Annotated in this window: 15 protein-coding genes and 5 pseudogenes; 8 read left to right on the top strand and 12 right to left on the bottom strand. The window is 58.2% G+C overall.

The window, feature by feature from the left end; genetic code table 11:
• Nucleotides 1–140: 140 nt before the first annotated feature.
• Nucleotides 141–287: pseudogene (locus tag ACPYOP_RS28665) on the bottom strand (tetrahydrofolate dehydrogenase/cyclohydrolase catalytic domain-containing protein); the annotation flags it as partial.
• 27 nt (nucleotides 288–314) lie between these two features.
• Nucleotides 315–490 (bottom strand): annotated as a pseudogene (gene purU / locus ACPYOP_RS28660) (formyltetrahydrofolate deformylase); the annotation flags it as partial.
• Here purU and ACPYOP_RS28655 point away from each other — a divergent pair.
• Complete coding sequence (locus ACPYOP_RS28655; RefSeq protein WP_481413651.1) at nucleotides 479–604, top strand: hypothetical protein; 126 nt, start codon at nucleotides 479–481, stop codon at nucleotides 602–604. The pseudogene purU and the gene ACPYOP_RS28655 sit on opposite strands and share 12 nt — an antisense overlap.
• Nucleotides 605–629: 25 nt before the next feature.
• Nucleotides 630–1,931 carry a DUF3422 domain-containing protein gene (locus ACPYOP_RS28650; RefSeq protein ID WP_481413638.1) on the top strand — a complete coding sequence of 434 codons (1,302 nt, stop codon included), beginning with the start codon at nucleotides 630–632 and terminating at the stop codon, nucleotides 1,929–1,931.
• Nucleotides 1,932–2,250: 319 nt separating this feature from the next.
• Here the strand turns inward: ACPYOP_RS28650 and ACPYOP_RS28645 are convergent, their stop codons facing one another.
• From ACPYOP_RS28645 to ACPYOP_RS28615, 7 genes are all read right to left on the bottom strand, one after another.
• The gene (locus ACPYOP_RS28645; RefSeq protein ID WP_481413637.1) at nucleotides 2,251–2,547 is read right to left on the bottom strand and encodes a type II toxin-antitoxin system RelE/ParE family toxin; all 297 of its coding nucleotides are present in this window, start codon (nucleotides 2,545–2,547) and stop codon (nucleotides 2,251–2,253) included.
• Nucleotides 2,535–2,807, bottom strand: a complete 273-nt coding sequence (locus tag ACPYOP_RS28640; RefSeq protein WP_481413636.1) for a CopG family ribbon-helix-helix protein — start codon at nucleotides 2,805–2,807, stop codon at nucleotides 2,535–2,537. Before ACPYOP_RS28640 ends, ACPYOP_RS28645 begins: the two co-directional genes overlap by 13 nt.
• Nucleotides 2,808–3,173: 366 nt before the next feature.
• Entirely contained in the window at nucleotides 3,174–4,073 is a 900-nt protein-coding gene (locus ACPYOP_RS28635) for a carbohydrate ABC transporter permease (RefSeq protein ID WP_481413635.1), read from the bottom strand.
• 15 nt (nucleotides 4,074–4,088) lie between these two features.
• Nucleotides 4,089–5,024, bottom strand: a complete 936-nt coding sequence (locus ACPYOP_RS28630) for a carbohydrate ABC transporter permease (protein ID WP_481413634.1) — start codon at nucleotides 5,022–5,024, stop codon at nucleotides 4,089–4,091.
• A gap of 65 nt (nucleotides 5,025–5,089) precedes the next feature.
• Nucleotides 5,090–6,403 carry an ABC transporter substrate-binding protein gene (locus tag ACPYOP_RS28625; RefSeq protein ID WP_481413633.1) on the bottom strand — a complete coding sequence of 438 codons (1,314 nt, stop codon included), beginning with the start codon at nucleotides 6,401–6,403 and terminating at the stop codon, nucleotides 5,090–5,092.
• Between the two features lie 153 nt (nucleotides 6,404–6,556).
• The gene (locus ACPYOP_RS28620; protein WP_481413632.1) at nucleotides 6,557–7,624 is read right to left on the bottom strand and encodes an ABC transporter ATP-binding protein; all 1,068 of its coding nucleotides are present in this window, start codon (nucleotides 7,622–7,624) and stop codon (nucleotides 6,557–6,559) included.
• Nucleotides 7,625–7,793: 169 nt separating this feature from the next.
• The gene (locus ACPYOP_RS28615; RefSeq protein WP_481413631.1) at nucleotides 7,794–8,537 is read right to left on the bottom strand and encodes a FadR/GntR family transcriptional regulator; all 744 of its coding nucleotides are present in this window, start codon (nucleotides 8,535–8,537) and stop codon (nucleotides 7,794–7,796) included.
• A gap of 152 nt (nucleotides 8,538–8,689) precedes the next feature.
• On the opposite strand from ACPYOP_RS28615, the pseudogene ACPYOP_RS28610 reads away from it, so the two are divergent.
• A pseudogene (locus ACPYOP_RS28610) lies at nucleotides 8,690–8,767 on the top strand (ATP-binding protein); the annotation flags it as partial.
• Between the two features lie 45 nt (nucleotides 8,768–8,812).
• Nucleotides 8,813–9,116: pseudogene (locus ACPYOP_RS28605) on the top strand (DUF3363 domain-containing protein); the annotation flags it as partial.
• Here ACPYOP_RS28605 and ACPYOP_RS28600 read toward each other — a convergent pair.
• Entirely contained in the window at nucleotides 9,091–10,005 is a 915-nt protein-coding gene (locus ACPYOP_RS28600) for a LysR family transcriptional regulator (RefSeq protein ID WP_481413630.1), read from the bottom strand. The pseudogene ACPYOP_RS28605 and the gene ACPYOP_RS28600 sit on opposite strands and share 26 nt — an antisense overlap.
• Nucleotides 10,006–10,214: 209 nt before the next feature.
• Here ACPYOP_RS28600 and ACPYOP_RS28595 point away from each other — a divergent pair, with 209 nt between their 5' ends.
• The 3 genes from ACPYOP_RS28595 (at nucleotide 10,215) to ACPYOP_RS28585 (ending at nucleotide 13,108) form a co-directional block, all read left to right on the top strand.
• Complete coding sequence (locus ACPYOP_RS28595) at nucleotides 10,215–11,459, top strand: carboxymuconolactone decarboxylase family protein (RefSeq protein ID WP_481413629.1); 1,245 nt, start codon at nucleotides 10,215–10,217, stop codon at nucleotides 11,457–11,459.
• Nucleotides 11,456–12,274 carry an NHL repeat-containing protein gene (locus ACPYOP_RS28590; RefSeq protein WP_481413628.1) on the top strand — a complete coding sequence of 273 codons (819 nt, stop codon included), beginning with the start codon at nucleotides 11,456–11,458 and terminating at the stop codon, nucleotides 12,272–12,274. Before ACPYOP_RS28595 ends, ACPYOP_RS28590 begins: the two co-directional genes overlap by 4 nt.
• 537 nt (nucleotides 12,275–12,811) lie before the next feature.
• The gene (locus tag ACPYOP_RS28585) at nucleotides 12,812–13,108 is read left to right on the top strand and encodes a PRC-barrel domain-containing protein (RefSeq protein ID WP_481413627.1); all 297 of its coding nucleotides are present in this window, start codon (nucleotides 12,812–12,814) and stop codon (nucleotides 13,106–13,108) included.
• Between the two features lie 135 nt (nucleotides 13,109–13,243).
• Here ACPYOP_RS28585 and ACPYOP_RS28580 read toward each other — a convergent pair.
• Nucleotides 13,244–13,567, bottom strand: a pseudogene (locus ACPYOP_RS28580) (nucleotidyl transferase AbiEii/AbiGii toxin family protein); the annotation flags it as partial.
• A gap of 148 nt (nucleotides 13,568–13,715) precedes the next feature.
• A complete protein-coding gene (locus ACPYOP_RS28575) occupies nucleotides 13,716–14,885 on the bottom strand; it encodes a multidrug effflux MFS transporter (RefSeq protein ID WP_481413650.1) in 1,170 nt (389 codons plus the stop codon).
• 243 nt (nucleotides 14,886–15,128) lie between these two features.
• On the opposite strand from ACPYOP_RS28575, the gene ACPYOP_RS28570 reads away from it, so the two are divergent.
• On the top strand, nucleotides 15,129–15,427 hold a 299-nt coding region (locus ACPYOP_RS28570; RefSeq protein WP_481413626.1), incomplete at its 3' end, for a TetR/AcrR family transcriptional regulator.

Below are 15,427 nucleotides of genomic sequence, written 5' to 3'. Positions count from 1 at the left end.
CCCCTTTCGACGTCGAAGAATGTCCCCGGCCGGCACAGACTGATAGGCTGCTCAGTTTGGCTTTTTCCGGGAGTCCGGGGGCAACGTTCGACACCTATGGTGGGGTCAAAGACCCCACCGAAACACAGCAGATGACGATTGAAGCCGCATTCCTTGGCCGTGCGGCCCTTGGCGCCGACATAGGTGTGGGTGGCCGGGTCGTCCCCGACGACGACGACCACAAGTCCGGTCTTTACACCAGCCTCCGCCTCAAGTCCCGCCGCCGCAGCCTTCACAGCCTCGATCACCGAAGCCGCCGCCTTTCTTCCCGTCGCTCACCCCATGCGCTCGGAAGTGTAGGAGCCTGGGCTTGCCGGGAAGACGACGGTGCGGTTGCCATTGAGGAAGGTGCGGAAGTGGATATGCGCATGGATGGCGCGAGCGAGAACCTGGCTTCCACATCACGGCCGATCGAGACGTAATCGTCGGCCGATTGTGCATGGCTGATGCGGGGCCGCGCATAGATCTCTTTTTCCTCAATCGGAAGATCGCCGATCTGACCGTCGCGGCGATCACGCAGGACCGCCTCAAGGACTTTCAACTTGTCAGCATTCAGTTCATATAGGTCTACGGCAAGGGGGATTGTGGGTATGGGGAAAATCGACGTGGCATCCGAGGGTACAGAAGACGCTGGTACAGTTTCGGCGACTGTGTCCGCCTCCCAACCACCTGTCTTCAGCTCAGCCGCAATTTTGCAAAAGTCGGCAGACTTCAACTCCGAGCTTCACGCTCGACCGTCGATTTATTTCAGCGGTCCGGCGATCGTCGAGCACTTGGCGTTCATGCCCTTAGATGGAGCGATCAGGGAGTTCCACGATTCCCTCGAAGTCGACGGCGGCATTTCCGTAAGGGTTGAGCGGCATACTGAGTTCGTGACGGTAACACGGGTTCGGAAGCTAGAGTCCGAGCCGGAGCGGTGGCCAGAACCTGACCTCATGGAAGGTGACTTCGCGCAGCTCGCAGGATTGATTTCTCCCCTGCTTGTTTGCCACGTCAGCATTCTTGTCCTTGGGAGCCCTCCTGATGAGCTAGGGCCGATTCTGAAAACCTTCGACTTTGGCGATTGCGCCGCATCATCGATCGGCGGTGGCTCGGCGCAAGTTTGTTCCGATTTTCGCGTTCGGGATGATAATTCAAGCAGGATCATCTTGTTCAACAAGGACCTGAACGCACATCGCCTGGGGCGAATGGTACGCCGCATCTTTGAGATCGAAACCTACAGGTCGATGGCGCTCCTCGGATTGCCCGAGGCGCGGCGCCTGGCGCCTCTTCTGGGTGGTTATGATGCGGGACTCGTCCAACTGACGAACCGAAACTTGATCACACCTGCAAATGCACACAAGCAGCTGCTTGCGGAGATCACCATCCTCTCATCGCACATCATTTCAGCGAGTGCTGAGACCAGAAACAGGTTCGGGGCAACCGCTGCTTACGCGAAGATTGTCGAAGAGCGCATCGCTTTGTTGCGGGAGACTCATGTTGTTAGCTTCCAGCGCTTCGGCACCTTCGTAGAGCGGCGATTTAAGCCTGCGGTTCGCACCTGCGAGGCAACAGCGTTGCGGCTGGATCAACTATCGAGAGCCACGATGCACCTGCTCGACCTCCTGCAAACGCGGATTCAAGTGGAGATCGAGTTCCAGAACGCGACGCAGATCCAGGCAATGGCCGAGCGGGCTGCCACGCAAGTCAAGATCCAGCGTGCGGTAGAAGGATTTTCGATTATTGCAATCAGCTATTACCTGCTGAGTTTGCTGAAGTTTATTTTCGAGACGGCAGATCATGCAGGGTTCCACTTGAATCCCCTGATGATGCTTGTCGCCATTCCGGTCGTTGTGGGAACCGTCGCCATCAGCATTCTACGCGTCAAGCACGCTCTCAAGGCGGAGACCTGACGCAAGCCATCGAAAATCTACCGGATGCAGGTCCTGTTGACGAGGGCAGCGTGACGAGGCGAGGTGCTGAGCTGAACGAATGTCGTTGTGTGAGGCGTGAACAAATTCCATCTCTCCCCCTTCAAAGGCTTACGACCTTCCATGAGAGCACATGGAGCCAAGACGGCGCCTGAGTTTTGGTCCAATCTGCAAAACGACTACGGCATCATTGCCGCCCAATCGATGGAAAGCGACCTTGCGCAGATCAAAGACCGGAAGCAGCCTGAGCCAGGAAAGCCACAGATGAACATGCCACGCGTTGAAAGCATGTTGCGTTCAACTAGTAGCCTGCTTCCTTCTGGTGCCGGAAGGCCAGGACATACACTGCATCGTCAGCCGGCTCATAATGATAAAGGGCCACATAACCGGAATCCCCGAAGGCTATCGTTAGTTCGCGAAACTCAGGCGCTTCGTGGAACGGTCGGCCAATGTCCGGCGCCGTCTCCAATAACAGGAATTGCCGCGCGATGGCCTGGCCAGCCCGTCTGGCGGCATCCGGGGCCTTGGCGGCCAGGAGGAATCGCCGGCATCGCTCCAAGCCTTCCACAGCGCCTTCGGTGACGATTACTCGTGGCACTCTGGCACCGGCTTTTCGTCATCGGTGCCCCAAGTGGTCAGCCAAGTGTGGACCTCCTCGCCGCTCAGGTGGCGGCCGGTTTCCCTGTAGCTGGCCCAAGACGCTAAGGCTTCTCGCTTGAAGCTCTCGCGTGCTTCCTCGCGTTCCACATACTGCTGAATGGCTTCGAGCATGATCCAGTGAGGCGAGCGGCGGCGCTGGCTGGCGAGCTGCTGGACGCGACCTTTCAGTGCGTCGTCAATTTTGAGAGATGTTGCCATAGTGGCCCCTTAAACACCTAGTAATACCTGGTGATAATATAGCTCTCCTCTACTCCTGAGTCCATCACGCATCCTCGTCTTCATCGACGGTCCGCGCCGCGACTGTTACGCCTCATCAGTTTCAGGCCGACAGATCAAAGAGGCCGGATCTGAGCTGATCATTTTCTAAAAGCTCCCAATTTAGTGTGCACCTGGAAGCATGCCTCCCGCCCTCCCGTTCTGTGCTGCCTGAACTTGACAAACGCGACCATGGAAATCTTCGAGTCTGCGTGCGGGGCCATCAGCCTAGCTCCTTGACCGGCGGTCTGAACGCCAGAGGGCCGAGGAGCGGACCGCCGCACCGGCGATCTGCTGCCGCGGCATTCATCATTCTTTCACGGCACCAGTCATGGACGAAACGTAGTAGTCGACGAAGAAAGAGTAGAGGATGACGACCGGCAATGAACCGAATAGAGCACCGGCCATGAGCGACCCCCACTCGAAGACATCGCCGCGAACCAATTCCGTCAGAACACCGACGGGGATTGTTTTGTTTTCCGACGATTGGATGAAGGTGAGCGCGTAGATGAATTCGTTCCAGGATAGAGTGAAGGCGAAGATGCCGGCCGAGATCAGCCCGGGCACCGCCAGCGGGAGGATAATTTTGACCAGGATCTGCCAGCGGCTGGCGCCATCGACCAGCGCGCTTTCTTCCAGCTCGTAGGGTATCGATCTGAAATAGCCCATCAACAGCCATGTGCAGAATGGGATGAGGAAGGTCGGATAGGTGAAGATGAGAGCAAGTCTGGAATCATAAATTCCAAGCTTGAAGACGATGAAAGCCAAAGGAATAAAAAGGATCGAAGGCGGAACGAGGTAGGCCAGAAAAATCAGCAGCCCGATCGAACGGGAGCCGGTGAAGCGCACGCGCTCGATTGCGTAGGCGCCAAAAATTGACGCCAGCAGCGACAGCACCGTCGATCCCACCGCCACCAATATCGTGTTCCAGAGCCAGCCCGGATAGGACGTCTCGAAGAACAGATACTTGATGTGATCAAGCGTCGGCTCCACGACCCAGAAGGGGCTGTAGTTATTGTAGTCGGTCAGCTGTGCATTCGGCTTGATGGCCGTGATCGCCATCCAGTAGAAGGGAAACAGAAGCACGAAGACAAAGACCGCCATCGGCAGATAGAGCATGACGATACGGCGAGGCAGGCGGTTCAGGTAGCCCATGCCTTGGATGTCGTCGGTCAGAACGGCATTGGCCGTTTCGGTTTTTATGGTCATCGCGTTCTCCCAATCTCAGTCCTGTCCGCCCTGCTGCCATTTGCGGCGCTGCAGACCGAAGAAGCTGAACATGATGGCGGCAAGCAGGAAGGGGATCATTGCCACAGCGATTGCCGCACCCTCGCCGAGCTGACCGCCCGGGATGCCGCGCTGAAAAGAAAGCGTCGCCATCAGATGCGTCGCGTTGACCGGCCCGCCCTTGGTCAGCACATAGATCAACTGGAAATCCGTGAATGTGAACAGCACGGAGAACGTCATCACGACGGCGATGATCGGCGTCAACATCGGCAGCGTTACATACCGGAAGCGCTGCCAACTCGTAGCGCCATCAAGGGATGCCGCTTCCTGAAGCGAAGCGGGAATCGTCTGCAGGCCGGCAAGCAGCGAGATCGCGACGAAGGGAATGCCGCGCCAGACATTGGCGATGATCACCGAGATCCGTGCATTGGTCGGATCGCCAAGGAAATTGATCGGACTATGGATCAGGCCAATTTTCATCAGGGACCACGAGATAATGGAAAACTGGGAGTCGTAGATCCACCAGAATGCCAATCCCGAAAGCACCGTCGGCACGACCCAGGGCAGGAGCACGATTGCCCGGAAGAAGGATTTGAACGGGAGGTGCTGATTGAGAAGCAGCGCCAACCAAAGGCCCAGCACGAATTTCAGGACAGAAGCTACGAAAGTGTAGAGCAAGGTATTGAAGACCGAAAGCCAAAAGACGGAGTCATGGGCCAGGAATTCATAATTCTCCAATCCGATAAAGCTGCCGGTGCGCCCTATCCGCGTGTCCGTGAAACCGAGCCAGACGCCGAGTCCCAGCGGATAAGTCAGAAAGCAAACCAGAAAGATGGCCGCCGGCAACATGAAAAGGAAGCCGAGCATATTATTGTTCTGCATGAGCGATCTGATCGGGCCGCGCGTCGTATCGCCGGATGTCACGGTCGACATGGCATTATCTCCTGATGGACGGTCGCAGCATGCCGGCGCCGGCATGCTGCAGATCTTCTGGGGGATCAAACCTTGTAATAACGGTTTGCGCGTCGCTCAGCCTCTTTCATCGCATCCTCCGGCGTCATCTGGCCGGTCACGGCAGCGGCGAACATGTCGACGAGCACGTAATCGGCCATCACACCTGCCGAAGCATAGCCCAGTGGACCGGCATAGCCGTTCGGGCGCAGCGTTTCCGAGGCGCGCGCATAGGGTGCGTGAACGGGATCGGCGGTCCAGACAGGATTGTTGGCAAAGGCCTTCAACGGTTGGCAGCAATAGGCGCTCGATCCTTGGATCCAGGCGTTCATCTGGTCGCCTTCCATCATGAACTTGATATAGGCCTTGGCGGCTTCCGGATATTTGGTATGGCTGAAAAGAACCACCGAGCTTGTCTGGTGCAGTTCGACACTCTTGCCGACCGGGCCGATCGGGAAGTTTGTGGTTCTGATATCGGCCGCGATTTCCGCAAGCTTCGGATCTTTCTTTGCTGCATAATAGACCGAAACGCCGTTTGCGATCAGCGATACCTGCCCGGCAAGGAAGGCCCGGTTGTTGTTGATGTCCTGCCAGCTCTCTGTGCCGGGGATGAAGGTTGCATAGAGGGCTTGCGCATAGTGGATAGCCGCCAGCGTTTCAGGGCTGTTGATGGTCACCTTGCCGCTTTCATCCACCATCTTGCCGCCATGGCTCCAAAGCAGCCAATGGGCGTAATTGTTGCCATCGCCGACGGCCTTGCCATGCGGAAAGCCGGCGGGTGTGCCTTTCGCCTTCATCGCCTTGCAAAGCTCCAGGAAGCCTGCGGTATCCTTGGGGAATTCGCTGAAGCCCGCTGCCTTTACGTGGCTATCGCGATAAACGACCGCATTGCCGATCGCCGTCAGCGGCATGGCGATGAACTTGTCGTCGCGGGTTGCATAACCGCGCACGCCGTCATACCAGCCGCCATATTTATTGCCGAGATAGGTGGCGAGCTCCGTCAGGTCGACGAGTTTGTCAGGATATTGATGAGCATCGTCGAACCAGCACATCACCATGTCGGGACCGGAGCCGACATTGGCGGCGACGGCAGCCTTCGGTCGGATATCTTCCCAGCTTTCCTTGTCAACACGAACCTCGACGCCCGTCGCCTCGGTGAATTTCTTGGTATTGGCAAGCCAGGCATCCTCGTCTCCCTTGACGAAGGGTGTCCAGCGAAGCAGCCGGAGACTTGCGCCCTTTTCGGGCGTGTAGCCGGGTTCGGCTTGGGCGAAAGATGGGCGTATACCGAGTGGCCCAAGGCCGGCGATGCCGGCGGCCGCCGCCGATGCGGCAAGAAAGTCACGTCTCTTGAATGGCATGATACTCCTCCTTTGAAAACGGGAGCAAATTCGCCCGGCGCCCACCTTCCCGTTTGGTGAACGACGACTATCGCATTCGAACCGGCCGAATGCTTCCGCATCGATGGGTGAGCCGGAAGACTCCTCTTCTTCCGGCTCCGCACCGAAGCGGCATCAAATCGTCAATCTCTGACCGCTTTCGGCGTCGAAGAGATGGACATGCGGCACATCGATGGAAATGCGCAGCGTATCGCCGGGTTTGGCATTGATCCTCTCCCGGAAGATGCAGTTGACATCGCTGCCGCCGAACCGGACCGTCATCTGCGTTTCATAGCCCGTCGGTTCGATCACGATGATTTCCGCGGGCAGCCCCTCGGCATCGAGCGTGATGTATTCCGGACGCAGCCCATAGACGAGGTCGCGCCCCCTGGCGCCAGCGGGCGGATTTGCGATGGGCAGGACAGTTCCGTCAGACGCGATGAACCGACCATCGCTCTCCGTATCGAGGCGGCCTTTGATCATGTTCATCGCCGGCGAACCGATGAAGCCCGCGACGAAAAGATTGGCGGGCGTGTCGTAGAGATCCAGCGGCTTTCCCACCTGCTCCACGACGCCGTCATGCATGACGACGATCTTGTCGGCCATCGTCATGGCCTCGATCTGATCATGTGTGACGTAGACGGTCGTGGTGCCGAGACGTTGGTGAAGCTCTTTGATTTCGGCGCGCATGGCGACCCGGAGCTTGGCGTCAAGATTGGAAAGCGGTTCGTCGAACAGGAAAACTTGCGGATCGCGCACGATCGCCCGGCCCATGGCGACACGCTGGCGCTGGCCGCCGGAAAGCTGGCGGGGATAGCGATCGAGCAACTTGGTAAGGCCCAGGATGTCCGCGGCCTTTTTGACACGCTGATCCATGTCCGCTTTCGGCGCACGCTTGAGCATCAGCGAGAAAGCCATGTTCTGTGCCACCGACATATGCGGATAGAGCGCATAATTCTGAAACACCATAGCGATGTCGCGGTCGCCCGGCGCCATTCCATTGACCACGCGATTGCCGATACGGATCTCGCCGGCGGAAATGTTCTCGAGACCGGCAAGCATTCTCAGAAGCGTGGATTTTCCGCATCCGGATGGTCCGACTAGGATCACGAACTCCCCGTCCGCAATGTCGATATTCACACCCTTGATAACCGGGAACGCCCCGAATGATTTCCTGACATCGACAAACTCGACACCTGCCATAAAAGCCCCTCCCAGAACCGTTTACCTGCCTGACTTGCGGTCAGCCCTCCTCCGAAGCACGAACCGCCAGAATGCATTAATCCAACTTCGACGTCCTATCCCCCGCCGCCGACCGGCATCTTTATCTCTCTCGCATGCATCTCAGCCACATCTCCTTATACTGGCCAGATCAGACCGGATTGCCGCTCGCCAGTTGAACCTTGGTCGTGTCGTAAATACGCGTCAGATGATGCTCGAACGCCGCAACGACAGCGTCTTGGTCATGGCGAGTGAGCGCCTCAAAGATCGCCAGATGATCGCTGTAGCTCGCCTCGATGGCACCCGGTTTGGCCATGGCATGGCGGCGGTAATTCATCATGTAAGTGTATAAATCGGTGACGAAGGCGGCGAGGAGCGGATTTCCGCAAGCCCGGTAGATGGCTACGTGGAATTCGCGGTCGCAGATCAAGAAACGCATCGCATCGTCGCCCCCGAGACGCTGAGCCTCCAGCAGGGCCTGCAGCTTTGCCAAGGTGATGTCATCGATGCGCTCGGCGGCGTCGCGGACAACCTTGAGTTCGATATGAAGACGTGCGGCATGGACGGATTCCAGATCATAGCCATCTATTGCATTGGGAGAGGCGATCGTCACAGTAATGTGGCTGAGGTCGACCTCACAGACGCGGCTGCGGCTGCCATGCGAAACCTCGATGATGCCTTGCGCGGCAAGCGCCTGAATAGCGCCACGCACCGTTTCGCGGCTGACATGAAGAACGTTGGCCAACTCACGCTCGCCCGGTAGCTCGTCGCCCGGCCGCAGCATGTTGGTGGCAATCAGGACCATCAGCTTCTCGGCGATGACATCACGCGCCGTTCGGCGGGCGAGGCTCCGCGCGATATTCGGTACCTCGGTCAAGATCGGACTTTCGTCCATCGCGCCCCCCGGTCCACTGGTTGGTCCAGCAGATCAGTTAATTAAAGATCGTTGAGGAAATCCGTCAAGACATTTCGTTGCCGCAATCGACGATACGGAGCCCGAGGTCCTGATTCCACGATCTGTCCCTGTGTTGGAGTGAGCCGGAGCTCACAAGGAACTTAGTCTTCGGGGAATGGCCGACAGTGTTCGGCGATGCCAAGATGACGACGGCGCTCCTCGACCGTCTGCCGCCGCGCGTGAGGGTACGGTCTAAAACGATATGTCGTTCAGAGTGGGAGCGCGAGGTGGCCCGCAACGGCGCGGCGCTGGCCCAGGGGAGCGAAGCCTTTCCGTGCTGCCACCGATGGCGAAACGGTTGCGGGCATCTTCACCGGGACCGTGCAGCTATCGAGCGGCAAGTTCGCTATTGTCGAAAGGTTCTGCGAGTTCACGCTTGTCCCGTAGCGGCCGGTCATTGACCGACGGCTCGGTCGCGAGGTCGCGGGCATCATGCAGGGCGGAGCGGTGTCTTGGCAGTTGAGGCGGCAGCGGGGATTGGGGCTTTGGCCTCTCAAACCCATTGGCCAACTTCACTAAGCACCCGTCGTAGCCATTGATGTCCTGGGTCGGCATCATGTCGTGCGTGCCAAGTCTGCACCACTCGGAATGAAGGAATATCCAGTGGCGGCGGAAAAAGTCGGAGCGGGAGCCGCCCAGCCAACGGTGCGAAGAGACGGCGGGGTTCCGTTGCCACGAGGTCGGAGGCATCGACTAGCATCGGCGCCATCAAGAAGTGGCCGACCGTCACGACGACATTCCTTTTCAATCCTTTCTCGGTGAGCACAGCATCAACGTAGCCGCTCGCATTGCCCTTCATCGAAACCTGAAGATGGCGAAGCGAGAGGTAACGGTCGAGGTCAAGCCCTTCGTCCAGATCGGGATGATCGCCACGGCCGGCGCAGATGAAGTCCTCTTCGTAGAGCAGTTCTTCTCGCATATGGGTTGGCGGCGGCGGGAAGTTGCCTGCGATGAGTTCGACTGTACCATCGTCCAGCATCGGCAAACCGACATTGCGGCTTGTGTTGCGGATCACCAGAGAAATGCCTGGTGCTTCGCGATCGAGCCGTGCGGTCAGACGCGATAGAAGCACGAAAGCAGCATAATCGGAGAGACCGATCACGAATTGCCGCGTGCTTTCGGCCGGATCGAACGCGCGCCCGCCAAGCATGACGCTCTCAACCTGTTCAAGAATCGACCGCACACTTGGCGCGATGTCCTGCGCCAGCGGCGTCGGCATCATACCGCGGGGTGATCGGACGAACAGAGGGTCTCCGAACAGAGCCCGGAGGCGATTGAGGGAATGGCTGACCGCCGGCTGAGTTAACCCAATTCGCTCGGCCGCGCGCGTAGCATGCCGTTCTGCAACGAGGGCGTCGAAGACGACCAGTAGATTGAGATCGACGGCGGCGATATGAACCTTTTTCATCACGGTGATACTAATAATGAATTGGATTTATCACAAGCGTCTCGGCAATGTTCGGCACGAATGAAAGTAGGGGCGGACAGCAGAGTAGGAGAATATGAATGCCAGGTTCCCATTCTGTCACAACGGGAAAAGCAAGTTCTCGCCGACGCTTCATCGAGACTGCCTTCGTTATAGCAGGCTCGTTCGCCATCAGTAGGAGTGCGCAAGCTATGACCTCGGAATCTCATGAGGATCGATTTTCACGCGGCTTGGAGATACTCCGCCGGATCGGCGGCCCGAACTTCGACGAGCCGATCAATGCGTTGGCGGAAACCTCCGCCGACCTTTCACGCTTCACCGTCGAATACCCCTACGGCGATGTGCTATCCCGCCCGGGGCTTGATCTGCCGTTAAGGCAGTTGTGCACCGTCTCCATGCTGCTGGCAGACGGGAGTGCCCAACCGCAACTGAAATTTCATATAGCTGGTTTTCTCAATGCGGGCGGCGAGCCCAATGCGATCGTCGAATTGCTCTTCGTATCGGTCGCGATCCTTGGCTTTCCGGCAACGGTCAATGCTGTCGGCATTGTTCGTTCGGTATTCGCCGAACGCGAGCTGGCGTTTCAGCCCATCGAGCCTGTGACAGGTGATGGAGCGGGTCGAGGAGCGACTGGAAAGGACATGCTCCACCGGCTGGCTGGCGGAGACGGGCAGGACTACTTCGATCGCTTTGCTACCGCCGCTCCCGACCTCGCGCAGCTTTCAATCGATTTCGCGTTCGGAGAGGCGTTGGCCCGTGATGGGCTGGAGCACAAAGTGAAGCTGCTTGCGATTGTCGCGATGCTCGCCTCCAGCGGCAATCGCAGCGATGCGCTTCGCCTTCATCTGGCCGGCGCCCTTGCCAATGGCGTCACACGCGAAGAGATCATCGAGCTTTTCATCCAACTCAGCGTCTACCGTGGATTTCCGGCCGCCCTGAACGCATTCTCGGTCGCCCGAAGCGTCTTCGCGCTCGGCGTCCAGCCGCTTCAGGTCGACATCCCCAGGTCCGTCAATACGGAAAGTCGGACGGATCGATTGGAGCGAGGGAAGGCTCTGCTTGCGAAAAGCTCGGCCGCGTCAGGCGATGCCGTGGTCCGTAGTTTTGACGATATCGCACCGGACCTCGGACGCATGATCGTCGAACATTCCTATGGCGAGGTTTTCTCGCGCAAAGGCATCGATCTGAAGACCCGTGAACTCAGCGCCTGCGCGGCTTTGGCCGCCATCGGCTCCGCGACAACGGAAACGCCTTTGCGCGTCCACATCAACGCCGCCTTGAACGTTGGTGCGAGCCGGGATGAGATCATCGAAACGCTGGTCAATCTCACCGCCTACAGCGGCTATCCAGCGACACAGCAGGCGATCCGCATCGCTGCGGAAGAGTTCGCCAAGAGCAACCCGTCCTCGCGACCACGTAGAGAAGAAAGTGAATGATCGACCGACGTTCAATGCTTTCCGCAATCATCTCAACTGCACTCGTGCCGCCATCGCTCGCCATGATCACTCCAGCCGCAGCGCAGAGCACCAACCAGGCCGAACGTCTCTGGACGGGTTTCAGCTCGGTGGTTGGCATAGCGTTCGACAAGAGCGGGAACCTCTATGCGGCGGAATGGAGCGCTGACCGCATCTCGCGCGTCGAGCCGGACGGAAAGCGCACGACGTTCGCTGGTTATTTGTCCGGCCCCTCGGGTCTCGCGATCGACGCGGAGGGCAACATTTATGTTGCTTCCTATTCTCGCGACGAGATCTATCGTTTCACGCCCGATGGCAGTCGGGAAACCTGGCTTACGGGGCTCGCGACGCCAGCGGGGCTAGCCTTCGATCGGGCAGGACGGCTGCTTGTCGCCAACCGACGCACCAACGAGATTCTCGCTTTCGATGCCGCCAAAACCCGCAGTGTCGCTGTCTCTGGTCTGAGAACACCGGTTGGGGCCATTCATCGTCCTGACAACGGGTTCGTTGTCTCCAACATCAGCGGCGGCGTGACCATCGTGCGCGGCGATGGTCGCCGGATCGAGACCGGGGAGGCATTGCGCACGCCAGGACCGGGGATCGCACAGACTGCGAGTGGCAGGGTCTTCGTGGTCGACTACGGTGGAACGGGCATCCATGAGGTTTTCGACGATGGTCGCACGAGCCTGTTCGTCGATGGACTTTCCAGCCCGGTGGGCCTGGCGGTCTCACCATCCGGCGATCTCTTCTCAGCCGACTGGGGCAATGGCGCCGTCTATCGCATCAGGCTTGCGTGACGTCGGCGTCCCGCCAATGGTCCAGGGCGGGGTGCTCCGGCTGGCTCGATAAAGACGTCACGGGATAGAGTTGACGAGATCGTTCAAAGTTGTCCGGTCTTTCATGATCCGCCGATTGCTCTTGCTATTTATTTCAGGCTGAGGTGTTGGCGAACGCCCGTCGTAGCAACGTGTTCCTCCACGCTACGACTTGGGAACAAAGCCTCCGCACGGCCGTTCATTCCTCCATAACGGAGGAAATATCATGCCTGGTGGCGATAGATCCAAGCACACGGACACGCAGAAACGCGATGCCGATCACATCGCCGAAGCTATGAGGACAGAGGACCATCGGAGAAGGACGTCGAGCGGAGAGCTTTAGCGACCGTCAATAAAAATGATGGCGACGGCAAGAAAAGCGCCGGAGCCGGACAAGGCAAGCACGCCGGCACTCACCGGATCAGCGTCGGCTCAGAAACCTGCGGCGATGCGCAAACGCAATGCCACCCGCAATGCCATCACGAGCATTCAATCCGAAATCAAATGGAGGAATGATCCATGGATCATAACAATCACATACGACTGACTGAAGATGAACTCACACAAGCCAATCTGGAAGGTGCGTCCATCTATGGAGCCGATGACCACAAGGTGGGGACGGTTGATCATTTGCATGGAGCCGGCAGTGGCAGCAGTGTCGTGATCGACGTCGGCGGCTTCCTCGGCATCGGTGCAAAGCCGGTGTCGGTTCGAGTAACCGATCTTGATTTCATGCGCGACGAAAGCGGCGAGATTCACGGCGTGACATCTTGGACCAAGGACCAGCTAAAGGCGATGCCCGAGCATCGAGATTAGAAAAAGCCGCACGGGCGCCCGGCATCAATGCCGGGCTTCCATTTGGACGGCACCCTGGCGTTAACGTCATGTCGGGCATGGACATGCTTTGTGGCCCGATCACCACGCATCTGCGTGACCCGTACTACGTTTTCCAACGAAAGCCCGCCATTGTTGCTGCTTTTGCTCGTTGTTGGCGAAGGCGTTTGTCAGGCCATCGGGTAAATCAGTGAGGATCGGCCTTTGACGTCGTTCGAAGGTAGCGGCAATTGCGCGCCAGCCGATCGTCAATGAAATCGAAGGACCTGCTTAGGATCCAAATGTCGTAGAAATCCTTCATGCGGCTATAGGCACGTCCGGGCATCACCATCGCCTGGAACTTCTCAGCAATGACCGTTCTCGCGCCTAGGCGCGGAGCCTAGGCGCAGGGAAATCCAGCATCCACGGGTAGTTTAGCCCCTCCACCCCGGGCACAAGTGCACCTGCGGCTGGTGGGAAAAAGAGATGTAATCCAGAAGCTCCGCTGTCCGAAGATTTTGGAGCTGCTCCGAAGGCGCACTTCGCTCGCGCTGAAGAGGCCTCGGTGCGAGCGGCCTGCACAAGCCGGTACAATCGGTGGCAGCAAGATCTATTCAGCCGCCACCACATGCCTGCTCTTCAGCACTGCGATCGAAAGGAGGAGCACGATGGCCGAGCAGATAGCGATGATGACCACCATTGGTCTTGCCGTACCGTCCATAAACATACCGCTGATGCCAACCACCAGCGCCGATGTCATGAACTGGACCGTCCCCATCATCGCCGAGGCCGTGCCAGCGATGCGGCCATGGTGTTCAAGCGCCAGTACCGCCGCATTCGGCACGATCATTCCAAGGAAAGCGTAGCCCGCAAACAGGAAAGCCGCCATGATATCGAGGCTGTCGATGCCACCGGCCATTAGGACAGCCAGCGCCAACATCGTCAGCGCATAACCAGAAACCGCGCCGCGGATCACCTTGCGCAAACCAATCCGGCGGGCAAGCCAGCCGTTCATCTGCGACATGCCGATGAAGCCAATGGCGTTCATCGAAAAGACCACGCTGTAAAAGGTCGGAGAGAGCCCGTAATGGCCGATGAGTACGAAGGAGGAGTTGGCGACATAGATCATGTAGCTTGACATGCCGAAGGAGGCCATCAGCACCAGACCGAGATAGTACGGGTCCCTAAGAAGTGTTCCATAGGCTTTCAATGCCCCGCCGAGGCTGCTTTCACTACGAGCCGCAACCGGACGGGTCTCCTCGAGGAAAAAGCGGCCCGCGACGAAGCCGACGACACCGGCGAAGACCATGACCCAAAAGATCAGTCGCCAGTTCCCAAAGACTGTCACGATGCTGCCCGCGAGCGGCGCCAGGATGGGTGAGATACTGAAGACCAGCATAAGCCGCGACATCAGTTGCGCGGCGGCCGCCCCCGTATGCAGGTCGCGCACGATGGCGCGGGCAATCACGACGCCGGCACAGGCGCCGGTTCCCTGAATGAAACGGAAGGCGACCAGCCAGCTAATATCGGTGGAGAGCGCGCAGCCGATCGCGCCGAGGATGTAGAGCACCAGACCGACATACAGAGGCCGCTTGCGGCCAAACATATCCGACAGTGGACCATAGATAATCTGCGACACTGCCATGGCGGCGAAGAATGAGATCAGGCTTGCCTGAACTGAATGGCTGTCAGCGTGAAGATCCAGACTGATCGTCGGCAACGCGGGTAGATACATGTCGAGGGCAAAGAGACCGACGGCTGAAAGAAGGCCAAGGACGATGGCATGGGAGCCGCCGGCCCCGGGAGATGAAACGGAATTCTTGCTCTACACGGAAAAAACCTTTCCCGCACACCATTCCCCGGACGAAGTAAAATCTCATACAAAAAGCATGTGACGGGGATTGAGTGGGCGATTATAGATGGGGCAGCGGAAAGACGAAGAGGGTTCCAACGTGTAATCGTCATTCCTGTAAAATATTTTGGACACTATTGTCCAATTGGTCAAGTCCTATATGGTGGTGTCATGAAAACTTCGCCCGCAACGCGTTCTTCCGAGACAGAGAGTTGCCGGCCCGCCACCAGCAAACGTCAGGCAATCCTGAACGCGGCCGCAGACGTTTTTGCCGAGGACGGGTTTGCGGCGGCGAGCATCGATGCGATCGCAGCAAGAGCCGGCGTGTCACGTCAGACGGTGTACAATCAACTCGGCGACAAGGATCATCTGTTCAAGGTTGTGGTTGCGGAGATCACCGAGAAGTCGAGCGCCGATTTCTTTCGGGTGTTGGACACATTTCCCGTGGCGCCTATCAATCTCGAAAAGGA

The organism is Rhizobium sp. KNZ2-6A (assembly GCF_056755475.1).
Note: the sequence above shows the minus strand (reverse complement) of the source record. Positions and strands in the feature narration are given on the sequence as shown.